This window comes from Burkholderia sp. IMCC1007 (assembly GCF_027257875.1).
Lineage (GTDB): Bacteria > Pseudomonadota > Gammaproteobacteria > Burkholderiales > Burkholderiaceae > Burkholderia.
Genome location: NZ_JAPVQY010000080.1, coordinates 16,668 through 27,016, shown reverse-complemented (window position 1 = coordinate 27,016; position 10,349 = coordinate 16,668). Strand labels below are relative to the sequence as shown.

Annotated in this window: 8 protein-coding genes and 1 pseudogene; 1 reads left to right on the top strand and 8 read right to left on the bottom strand. The window is 63.5% G+C overall.

Going from position 1 to position 10,349, the window contains the following annotated elements; genetic code table 11:
• Positions 1-269: 269 nt before the first annotated feature.
• The gene (locus tag O1Q03_RS36805; protein ID WP_269506476.1) at positions 270-1,496 is read left to right on the top strand and encodes an IS110 family transposase; all 1,227 of its coding nucleotides are present in this window, start codon (positions 270-272) and stop codon (positions 1,494-1,496) included.
• On the opposite strand, the pseudogene O1Q03_RS36800 reads toward O1Q03_RS36805, so the two are convergent.
• The 8 genes and pseudogenes from O1Q03_RS36800 to O1Q03_RS36765 all read right to left on the bottom strand — a co-directional run.
• Positions 1,486-1,695, bottom strand: a pseudogene (locus O1Q03_RS36800) (MFS transporter); the annotation flags it as partial. The gene O1Q03_RS36805 and the pseudogene O1Q03_RS36800 overlap by 11 nt on opposite strands.
• Positions 1,696-1,836: 141 nt before the next feature.
• Positions 1,837-3,318 (bottom strand): NADP-dependent succinate-semialdehyde dehydrogenase, encoded by a 1,482-nt coding sequence (gene gabD / locus O1Q03_RS36795; RefSeq protein ID WP_124522360.1) that lies wholly within the window; start codon positions 3,316-3,318, stop codon positions 1,837-1,839.
• A gap of 37 nt (positions 3,319-3,355) precedes the next feature.
• Positions 3,356-4,900, bottom strand: coding sequence for a class I adenylate-forming enzyme family protein (locus O1Q03_RS36790; protein ID WP_269510435.1), 1,545 nt, complete (start codon positions 4,898-4,900; stop codon positions 3,356-3,358).
• Positions 4,901-5,005: 105 nt separating this feature from the next.
• Positions 5,006-5,758: an SDR family NAD(P)-dependent oxidoreductase gene (locus O1Q03_RS36785; RefSeq protein ID WP_124522364.1), complete on the bottom strand. Its 753-nt coding sequence runs from the start codon at positions 5,756-5,758 to the stop codon at positions 5,006-5,008.
• Positions 5,742-8,186, bottom strand: a complete 2,445-nt coding sequence (locus O1Q03_RS36780; RefSeq protein WP_124522366.1) for a xanthine dehydrogenase family protein molybdopterin-binding subunit — start codon at positions 8,184-8,186, stop codon at positions 5,742-5,744. Before O1Q03_RS36780 ends, O1Q03_RS36785 begins: the two co-directional genes overlap by 17 nt.
• Positions 8,179-8,940: an N-acyl homoserine lactonase family protein gene (locus tag O1Q03_RS36775; RefSeq protein WP_124522368.1), complete on the bottom strand. Its 762-nt coding sequence runs from the start codon at positions 8,938-8,940 to the stop codon at positions 8,179-8,181. Before O1Q03_RS36775 ends, O1Q03_RS36780 begins: the two co-directional genes overlap by 8 nt.
• Positions 8,937-9,470 (bottom strand): (2Fe-2S)-binding protein, encoded by a 534-nt coding sequence (locus O1Q03_RS36770; protein ID WP_442865918.1) that lies wholly within the window; start codon positions 9,468-9,470, stop codon positions 8,937-8,939. Before O1Q03_RS36770 ends, O1Q03_RS36775 begins: the two co-directional genes overlap by 4 nt.
• On the bottom strand, positions 9,467-10,345 hold the full coding sequence (locus tag O1Q03_RS36765; protein ID WP_124522450.1) for an FAD binding domain-containing protein: 879 nt from the start codon (positions 10,343-10,345) through the stop codon (positions 9,467-9,469). The genes O1Q03_RS36770 and O1Q03_RS36765 overlap by 4 nt, the downstream gene beginning before the upstream one ends.
• Positions 10,346-10,349 lie beyond the last annotated feature (4 nt).

The window sequence follows — 10,349 nt, the reverse complement described above, 5'->3', positions numbered from 1 at the left end:
CTCAGTAGTTGTCCATCGGGCCTGCCCGACTCCGAAGGATGAAGCGGGCTTACGGCCGGTGCTTTGCTGATTGGCGAAGCATAAGATGTCGGAAGGTATCGGTAACGAGGTCGGCCCGCTCTTGGTGCCCCGAGCCCGTTCAGTAGTTGGACCCGCAGCCCTGCGAGCACCCCGAATTGTGACCACGGGTGGCAACACCCTGGAGCACGCCTAGTAGATTTCGACGACGAGAGCTGCTGCCGGTGCCGTTGACTCTGGCAGGAGGCTCCATGCAAGTTCTCTATCCCCGCTGTGCCGGCCTGGATGTACACAAGGACACTATCGTGGCCTGCGTGCGCTGCGTTTCGGCGCCCACGCATCAGGAAGTACGCAGCTTTGACAGCACGACCGGCGGATTGCTAGCGCTGGCCGATTGGCTGGCCGCGCACGCCTGCACCCACGTCGCCATGGAAGCCACCGGGATCTACTGGAAGCCCGTGTGGCACATCCTTGAGGGCAACTTCGAACTGGTGCTGGCCAACGCCCAACACATCCGCAACGTGCCCGGGCGCAAGACCGATGTCAACGACGCGATGTGGATCGCCGATCTGCTGGCCCACGGGCTGATCCGCGCCAGCTTTGTGCCGCCGGCCGCCATTCAGGAGTTGCGCGATCTGACCCGGACTCGCAAGCAGCTCGTACGCGAGATCTCCCAGCACAGCCTGCGCATCCAGAAGGTGCTCGAAGACGCCAATCTGAAACTCGGCAGCGTGCTCTCGGATGTGCTCGGACAGAGCGGCCGCGCGATGCTCAAGGCGATTGTTGCCGGCGAGAGCGACCCGGAACGGCTCGCCGCGCTCGCCCAAGGCAACGCGCGGAAAAAGAGCGCCGAGTTGCGCGAGGCGCTGCGCGGTCACATCACGGAGCATCACCGCACCATGCTCAGGCTGCACCTGGAGGTAATCGGCGCACTGGAGCACACGCTGGCCGAACTCGACGCCGCGGTGGGAAAAGCGCTGACGCCGATCCGACAGCGTGCCCGCCTGCTGACCACGATCCCCGGGGTTAGCGACCTGACCGCTCAGGTCCTGTTGGCGGAGATCGGCGTCGACATGACGCGCTTCCCCGACGCTGGCCACCTGGTGTCCTGGGCTGGCCTGTGTCCGCGCAACGACGAGAGCGCGGGCAAGCGCCGCAGCACGCGTGTGCGCAAGAGCGGCACCTGGCTCAAGACCGCCTTGGTGACCGCCGCGTGGGCTGCCGTACGCGTGAAGACCACCTATCTGCGCGCCCAGTTCCTGCGCCTCAAGGCCCGACGCGGCCCCAAGAAGGCCATCCTCGCAGTCGCCGCCTCCATGCTCACGGCAGCCTACTTCATGCTCCGCGACGGCGCCGAATACGCCGATCTCGGCGCACACTACTTTGACCACCACGATGCACAGAAAACCATCAATCGGCTGCTCAAGCGCCTGGCCGACCTCGGCTGCCATGTCGAACCGATCGCTGAAATCCCCTAGCGCTTCCTAGTAGCGTAAAGATGAATCCCGCGGTCGGGTTGACGCCCGAGAAAATGTGCTTGCTGATGAACGTCGCCAGCGAGCCCGCGAGAAAGAAGTCGTACCACTCGAACACCGTACCTAACGAAGACGCGAAAACGACCCGCTTTTCCTCACGGGACATCCGCAGCGCAGGGACTGCCACATTGACCGTTGACATGCCTACCTCCTCCAAAACCATGGAATAAATCCTTTTTATGTAACTTTCATTACTGGACTTTATTGAGCAAGACATCTCCTTCGACAAGTTCACGGTAAACCGGCACCGACGCGTCGACGCGCGCCGGTGCCGTCCAGAGCGTCAGGCGATTCCGCCCACGCAGAGATACTTGAGCTCGAGGTAGTCCTCGATGCCGTACTTCGATCCCTCGCGTCCGAGCCCGCTCTCCTTGACACCGCCGAACGGTGCGACTTCGGTCGAGATCAGGCCTTCGTTGATGCCTACGATGCCGTACTCGAGCGCCTCGGCCACTTTGAGCACGCGGCCGATATCCCGGCTGTAGAAATAGGAAGCGAGACCAAATTCGGTGTCGTTCGCGAGCGAGATCGCCTCGTCGTCGGTACTGAACCGGAAAATGGGAGCGACGGGACCGAACGTCTCCTCACGAAAGATCCGCATCGCCGGAGTCACGTCGGCGAGAATCGTCGGCTCGTAGTAGTTGCCGCCTTTCCGATGCGGCTTTCCGCCGATCACGACCCGCGCGCCCTTCGAGACCGCGTCGTCGACGTGCTCCACAACCTTCGCGACGGCATGCTCGTCGATCAGAGGACCGATCGCGACTCCCTCCTCGAATCCGTCGCCGACACGCATTGATTGCACGGCCATCGACAGCTTTTCGACGAACGCGTCATAGACGCCGTCCTGTACCAGCAGCCGATTCGCGCATACGCAGGTCTGCCCGGCATTGCGATACTTCGACGCGATCGCGCCTTTCACCGCCGCGTCGAGGTCGGCATCGTCGAATACGATAAACGGCGCGTTGCCACCCAGTTCCATCGACGCCTTCTTGACGGTCGACGCGCACTGCGCCAGCAGAACCTTGCCGATTTCCGTCGATCCGGTGAACGAGACCTTGCGCACGATCGGGCTGGTCGTCAACGCTTCGCCGATTTCCGCCGCGGCACCCGTCACGCACGAAATCCCCCCCTTCGGCACGCCCGCACGTTCCGCCAGCACGCAGAGCGCAAGTGCGGAGAATGGCGTCTGGCTCGCCGGCTTCAATACCATCGTGCAACCGGCCGCGAGCGCCGGCCCGATCTTGCGCGTCAGCATTGCCGCCGGGAAATTCCACGGCGTGATCGCCGCGCACACGCCAATCGGTTGCTTCAGTACGACGATGCGCTTGTCGCGCGAGTGTCCCGGAATCGTATCGCCGTAGACGCGCTTGGCTTCTTCTGCGAACCACTCCAGAAACGACGCGGCATAGCCGATTTCCCCGCGGCTTTCGGCAAGCGGCTTGCCCTGCTCCGCCGTCATGATCGCCGCCAGATCCTCCTGATTCTCGATCATCAATTCATACCAGCGACGCAGAACCGCCGCACGCTCCTTGCCCGTACGGGAGCGCCACCCAGCGAGCGCGGCATTGGCTCCATCGATCGCTCGCAATGTCTCGTTCCGCCCCATGCGCGGCACCGTCCCCAGCGATTGTCCCGTCGACGGATTGCGCACGTCGATCGTGCCCCCACTATCCGCATGCATCCACTCGCCGGCAATCAGGCATACATTCCGGATCAGATCAGGATCCCGAATCGTTACCTTCCCGCTCAATGAAAATTCCGACATCGATGCTCCTCCATTCAAAATGGGTGGTCGTGACGCGTCACACTCGCCCGTGCTCCGCAGGTTCTACGGCTTCGCGCAATTTGAACCGCATGACTTTTCCGGATCCGGTCCGCGGGATCTCCGTCGTCACATGGATCGCGGACGGCACCTTATACGCGGACAGATGCAGGCTGCAATGCGCGAGCAGCGCGGCGATGTCCACAGCGCCCTCGGAGCGCTCGACGACGAACACCACCGGCACCTCGCCGAGATGCGCATGCGGCATGCCGACGACCGCGCAGTCGTGAACGCCGTCGTACTCGCAGATCACTTCTTCGATCTCGGCCGGCGAGATATTCTGCCCGCCCCGAATGATCACCTCCTTGAGGCGCCCGGTGATGGTGATGTAGCCGTTCGCGTCAAAGCGTGCCATATCGCCCGTGCGATACCACCCGTTGTTCAATGCCGCGTCGGTCTCCGTCGGCTTGTTCAGGTATCCCTTCATCACGTTGGGGCCGCGGACGAGCAATTCGCCTTCTTCGCCGACACCGACATCGCGCAATGCAACAGGCTCGACGATGCGCGCCGCCACGCCCGGCAGCGGCAGACCGCACGAGCCGAATACGCGCGCACCGGTCGGCCAGTTCATCGTGACCATAGTCGAGGTTTCGGTAATGCCGTAGCCGTCGAGCAGCTTTAGGCCGAACATGTTTTCGAATTCGCGATTCGTCGTGCCCGGCAGTATCGCACCGGCCGATACGCATAACCGCAGCCCGGGCAGCGAGCCGCCGCCGCTCGCCCGCGCGGATTCAAGCAGGTAGTGGAACATCGTCGGCACGCCGGGCATGACGGTAAAGCGCCCGTCAGACAGCAGCCGCGGGATTTCGCTCGACGAATACTTCTCCATCAGGTACGCGGTCGCGCCGACTGCGAGCACGCTCAGCACCGAAAAGTTCAGCGCATACGAGTGATAAAGCGGAAGCGCGCTCAATATGCGATCGTTGCCCGTCAGGCCGGCAATCGGAGCCCAACATGAGGCGGCGACCCACAGCATGCCGCGCGTCGACAGCAGGACGCCTTTGGGCTTGCCGGTCGTTCCCGACGTGTAGATCACGAATGCCGGATCGTCGATCGCGTCCGGATCCAGCGGCTCACTCGGGGCGCCGCGTGCCGTCGCGACTGCAAATGGCGTACCGACGACGGGCTGCGACGACCACGACACGGTCACGTATTCGTTGACCGAGCCAACCGACGCACCGACCGCGCGCAATTCCCGTTCGCGCGCATCGCTCGTCACCAGTGCCGTGCAACGTGCATCGTCCAGCCGATACTCGATCTCCGGCGAGGTCGCCTCGTGGCTGATCGGCACGGCGATCGCGCCGGCGCGGACGCAGGCGAGGCAGCTCACCGCCCATTCGACCGAATTCGGCAGCACGATGGCGACGCGATCGCCGGCCTGCACGCCCGCCCGCTGGAAGTGCGTCGCAAGGCGCGCCGTCATTGCGTCCAGTTCCGCATAGGTGACGGACGTACGTGCGTCCTCGAATGCGGTCTTGTCCGGAGTGCGCTCTTTATGGCGTTTGAGCAATTCGTGGACAGGCACAATAAGCTCGGTATGAATCACGTTTGTCTCCTCGAGCGTCGCCTTCGGATTCGTTTGGCGGCGCTGATGTGTCAGATGGCGGAAAAAACACCCGGGATTGCGCCGTCAGACCATGCTGAAGCCGCCGCTGATGCTGATCACCTGACCGGTAATCCAGCTCCCCTTTTCCGATGCAAGCAGGACCGCCATGGGTGCAACGTCGTGCGGCTGACCGAGACGTCGAAGCGGATAGAGCTTGACCAGCCGTTCCAGGTTCGCCTCAAGAAATTCCGGATCGTGTGCAGTCTCGATCAGCCCAAGCGCCAGCGCATTGGCTGTCGTGCCCGAGCGTGTTTCGCGTGCGATCGATTTCATCAGCGCGATATTCGCCGCGCGCGCGGCCGCGCCAATCGCCAGCCCGGATTCGCCAACCCGCGACGAATCGCCCGTGATCGTGATGATTCGGCCGCTGCCTTTCTGCCGTTCGAGATGAGGTAACGCCGCATGCGTGCAGTTCAGCGTGCCGTAAAGGCACACGTCGATCTGCTTGCGCCATTCGTCCGGATGGGAATCGAGAAAACGCTTGCGGATGACAAGCCCGGCGTTATTGACGAGGATGTTGAGACCGCCGAATACCTCGACGGTCTCGTCGATCATCCGGTCCACGGCACGACGGTCAGAGATGTCGCAGCCGATTGCCATCCCGCGCCCGCCTTGCGCGCGGATCTCCTCGACGACCGCATCGGCCGCGGCCTTCGAGCCGTGATAGTTGATCACTACGCTCGCGCCCTCGGCTGCCAATCCCTGCGCGATTTCCCGACCCACGTCCCGGGCGCCGCCGGTGACGAGCGCGACCTTTCCGTCAAGTCTGAATTCCATCTTGTTGCTCCTTGGTTGATTCAATGAGGGATGAATGAATGAGGCGATACAGACGTTCGGGCGTCACCGGCAACTCCGATATGTCGACGTTCAGCGGCGACAGCGCATCGGCAATTGCATTCGCGATAGCGGCAGGCGAGCCGATCGTCCCGCCCTCGCCCATGCCGCGAAAGCCACCCAGCGTATTGGGTGCCAGTTTTTCGAGGTGCACGAGATCGAACGTCGGGACTTCCGGTGCCGACGGCAGCAGGTAGTCGACGAGGCTCGCGGTCAACAATTGCCCGTCGGCGTCGTACACGACTTCTTCCAGAAGTGCCGCACCGATGCCCTGCGTCACGGCGCCACGCGTCTGCCCCGCGACGATCAACGGATTGATCACCCGTCCGCAATCCTCCGCGATCACGTATCGCTGAACGTGAACGCCATACGTTTCGGGATCGATTTCCACCTGAACGAGATGCGTGGACGAACTTGTCGTGCCTACCACCGGGTCGTACACCCGACTGACGCAAAGATCCTCCCGGAACTCCAGCGGCACGCGTCCCATCTGCGAATAGAGCGCCTTCGCCAGGTCGGCGAACGAGAGGCGAGCGTCGCTCCAGCGCACGTGAATGACGCTCTCGACCACGTCGAGATCTTCCGGCGACACGTCGAGCAGATGGCCGGCGACGCGCAGCATCCGCGCGCGCAGCTCGCGCGCTGCCAGCATTCCAGCCCCGCTGCTGATGACGGCGGTGCGGCTGGCGTAACTGCCGGTACCGTGCGGGACGGCGGCACTATTGCCGGTGATCACGCGTAGATCTTCAATGCGTGCACCAAGTTCGTCAGCCAGGACCTGAGCGAGCGTCGTTTCGTGTCCCTGACCATGCGACGCGCACCCGAACGATGCCGTGACCGCTCCGGTCGAATCGAGCTGGATCACGCACGTATCAGTGCCGGTGTTGATCGGCATGCCTGGCGACGCGGAAATGCGCGAACCGATGCCGGACAGTTCCGCATAACAGGCAACGCCGATGCCTACCCAGCGCCCTTCGGTACGCGCCTGCTCCTGTGCCTGCCTCGCGGCGGTGTAGCCGAACCGTTCTTTGGCCGCCTCGAGTCCTTCGATGAACGCCGATTGATCCCACACGATGCCGACCGGCGTGCGATACGGGAACTCCTCCGGACGCACGAGGTTGCGCAACCGCAACTCCGTCGGATCCATTCTGATGCGCTTTGCCGCCAGATCCATCAAGCGCTCCATCGCGAACGTCGACGTCGGTCGTCCCACGCCGCGATAGGGTCCGGTCGGCGCCTTGGGTGTCGTCACCCCCCGGACGTGTCCGTGGTACGCAGGCACCCGGTACGGCCCCGGCAGAAAACTGATGACCTGAACCGGCTCGATGCCGGCGGTCCACGGATAAATTGAATACGCGCCCACATCTCCGATCACTTCTGCACGCAGACCCAGAATCCGGCCATCGCGATCCAGTGCGAGCTGCGCGTCGACCCGTTCGTCGAAGGCCTGGCTCGTCGACAGCATGTCCTCGAGCCGGTCGCCGCTCCAGCGCACCGCGCGCCCGATCTTGCGCGCGAGCACGCATACGAGCATTTCCTCCTGATAGACCGAGGTCTTGCCGCCAAATCCCCCGCCTACATCGGGCGCGATCACCGTCAGCCGGTTGCCTGGCATGTCGAGCAGATCCGCCATCGCATCACGCACGATTCCCGGTATCTGGCTCGACGTGTAGAGCGTCAGCGCATCCCGGCCGGGGTCCACTTCCGCGATATAGGTGCGAGGCTCCATGGCGGTCGGCATCTTCCGGTGAAACCGGAAGCGTCCGCCAACGGTGACGGACGCGTTCGCGAATGCTTCGTCGATCTCGCCGCGCACGAATCGGCGTTCGACCAGCACGTTGCTCGTCAGCCCTTCGTGCAGCAAGGGCGCCCCGGGCTGTGCGGCCGCCTCGGCATCGGTCTCGACCGGCAGCGGTTCGTATTCGATCTCGATGGCATCCCGCGCATCCTCGGCCAGATAGCGGCTATCGGCGAGCACCGCGATGACGGGTTCGCCGACGAAGTGCACCACGCCGTCCGCGAGCGCGTGAATCGGCGTGGGTTGATAATCCGCCATGCGCGATACTGCGATGGCCGGCTTCACGAGGCCAGCCAGATCCGCCCACGAATAGATGCCGAATACGCCGTCCATCGCCCGTGCGGCGTCGGTGCGAATCGCGCGGATGCGCGCATGCGCCTGGTCGCTGCGCAAGATCGCGAGATGAAGCGCATTTCCCGCCGGGCGATCATCGACATAACGGCCGAGCCCGGTGAGCAGTCTCGCGTCCTCGAATCGACGCACCGACTGCCCGACGAAACCGCCGCGCGGCAGTTTGTCCGTGCCGACATCGGCGTCCAGCGGCGCACCTGGATCATGACGCGGCTTACTCATACGCGTGTGCCCCCTTGCGAAGCGTCTCCCACTGTTGCGGATCGTGGCCGAAGATCACGCTGGCGCCACCTCGTTCCATCCGCCGGATTTCGTTGACGGACGACAATGCGGCATCGGGGTCCCACGTGTTGCGCGGCATGACTTCATTCGTCAAGTTCATGCGCAGGGCAACGGCATCGGCTGCCAGCAGGAAGGCGCCGTCGCACTCCAGCGTCGCGAGCATGCCCAGGCTCCCTGGCGTATGCCCCGGCAACGGCACCAGCAGCATCTTTCCATCGCCGAAGACGTCGCGCTCCCCGTCGACGAGTTCGGTCGGCATCGGATGCTGCCAGTCGGCGGGAATGTAGCCGCGCTGCAGCGCCTCTTCGCCCTGCGCGGCCGCCAGCTCCTTCGCATGACAGAAGAACGTCGCTCGCTTGAAGAACGCATTGCAGCCGCAGTGATCAGAATGCAGATGGGAGTTAATGACCACGTCGATATCGTCCGCGCCGAGCCCGAGCGTCTTCAACTCCGAGATGACGTTGTCTTCCGGTCCGGCGATCGGCGTCATCGCCTTCGCCATCGCCCCCCAGCGACCGGCAGCATCGTCGACGACTTGCGGATGGCATCCGGTATCGAACAATACGTTTCCCTGACGATGCCGAAACAGCATGCACGCCACCGGCAGGTCGATCGTTTCGCTTCGCTCGGCATCCGGAAGATAGACACTCTTGCGCATCCGGAGGCGGCCACCATTCAGAACATGCATTTTCATCGTTGGTTATCCTCGGTTGGCTCAGAACCGGCGGCTTGTCGCAATGCGTCGCGCGCCGTTACGCAAACACGGACCGCTTCGACGATGCCCTGGTAGCCGGTACAGCGGCAAAGATTGCCGGACAGGACATCGCGAATCTCGTCATCGGTGTCGAGCGGGTATTTCTGCAAGGCGTCGGCGCAGGTTGCCAGCATGCCGGGCGTACAGAATCCGCACTGAAGGCCGTGATGTTCACGGAACGCCTCCTGCAGAGGGCTCAGCGAATCGGGTGTGCCCATGCTCTCTACGGTACGCACGTCGCAACCGTCGGCCGAGATCGCCAGCACCAGGCAGGACCGCACGCTATCGCCGTCGACGATCACCGTGCATGCCCCACATACGCCGTGCTCGCAACCGACGTGCGTGCCGGTCAGCGACAGGTGATGCCGCAAGAAATCGGACAGAAGCAGGCGCGGTTCGACACTGCGTTCGACGACCGTGCCATTGACGATCATCCAGACCGGCTTGCGGGCAATGTCATGTTCGGTCATTGCGCGACTCCTGAAGCACGGCGCCATGCGCTGCGTATCGCGCGCCGCGCGAGCACGCCCGCGAGATGGCGGCGGTACGCCGGCGACGCATGCAGATCCATGGCGGGGGAAAGTCCGTCGCAAGCGACTTCCGCCGCGTCCTCCACGAGCGCGTCGGACAACGGCCTGCCGCGCAGGACCTCTTCGGCACCGCTGCACCGCAACGGCGTGTCTCCTACCCCCATCATCGCCACGCGCGCATCGTGAATCACGCCATCACGGACATCCAGCAGCACGCCCACGGCGGCCAGCGCGAAGTCGCCTGCGCGACGCGAGAATTCCTCGAAACACCAGCCGGTGCCGGACTTAATACCAGGAAAATCGACGCGGACGACCAACTCGTCATCGTCGAGCATCGTCGTGAGTGGCGCGACAAAAAAATCGGCGGCCGTGATCCCGCGTTCGCCGCGCGTCGAACGCGCGACGATCGTTGCATCCAGCAATCGCACCAGCATCGGCAGCTCCGCAGCCGGATCGGCGTGCGACAGACTTCCGCCGATCGTGCCGCGATTGCGGATCGCAAGGTGGGCGACATGACGCATCATGTCCGGAATGATCGGAAAATGCCGGGCGACCTGGAGCGACGTCTCGAGCACGCGATGACGCGTCAGCGCACCCACCTCGAGTCCGCCGTTCTCACGCTCGCGCACGTAGTCGAGTTCGACCAGTTTTCGGATGTCGACGATCATCGCGGGACGAACCACACGAAAATTCAGCATCGGCATCAGGCTTTGGCCACCGGCCATCAATTTCGCATCGCCGCGGCTGGCCGCCAGCACGGCGATCGCCTCGTCGACGGAGTCCGGGCAACAATAATCAAACGGTGCCGGTTTCATCGGT

Bases quoted from the DNA above. Each gene is read 5' to 3' on its own strand.
- O1Q03_RS36805 (WP_269506476.1), top strand. From the start codon at position 270: ATGCAAGTTCTCTATCCCCGCTGTGCCGGCCTGGATGTACACAAGGAC.
- gabD (WP_124522360.1), bottom strand. From the start codon at position 3,318: ATGTCGGAATTTTCATTGAGCGGGAAGGTAACGATTCGGGATCCTGAT.
- O1Q03_RS36785 (WP_124522364.1), bottom strand. From the start codon at position 5,758: ATGGAATTCAGACTTGACGGAAAGGTCGCGCTCGTCACCGGCGGCGCC.
- O1Q03_RS36780 (WP_124522366.1), bottom strand. From the start codon at position 8,186: ATGAGTAAGCCGCGTCATGATCCAGGTGCGCCGCTGGACGCCGATGTC.
- O1Q03_RS36775 (WP_124522368.1), bottom strand. From the start codon at position 8,940: ATGAAAATGCATGTTCTGAATGGTGGCCGCCTCCGGATGCGCAAGAGT.
- O1Q03_RS36770 (WP_442865918.1), bottom strand. From the start codon at position 9,470: ATGACCGAACATGACATTGCCCGCAAGCCGGTCTGGATGATCGTCAAT.
- O1Q03_RS36765 (WP_124522450.1), bottom strand. From the start codon at position 10,345: ATGAAACCGGCACCGTTTGATTATTGTTGCCCGGACTCCGTCGACGAG.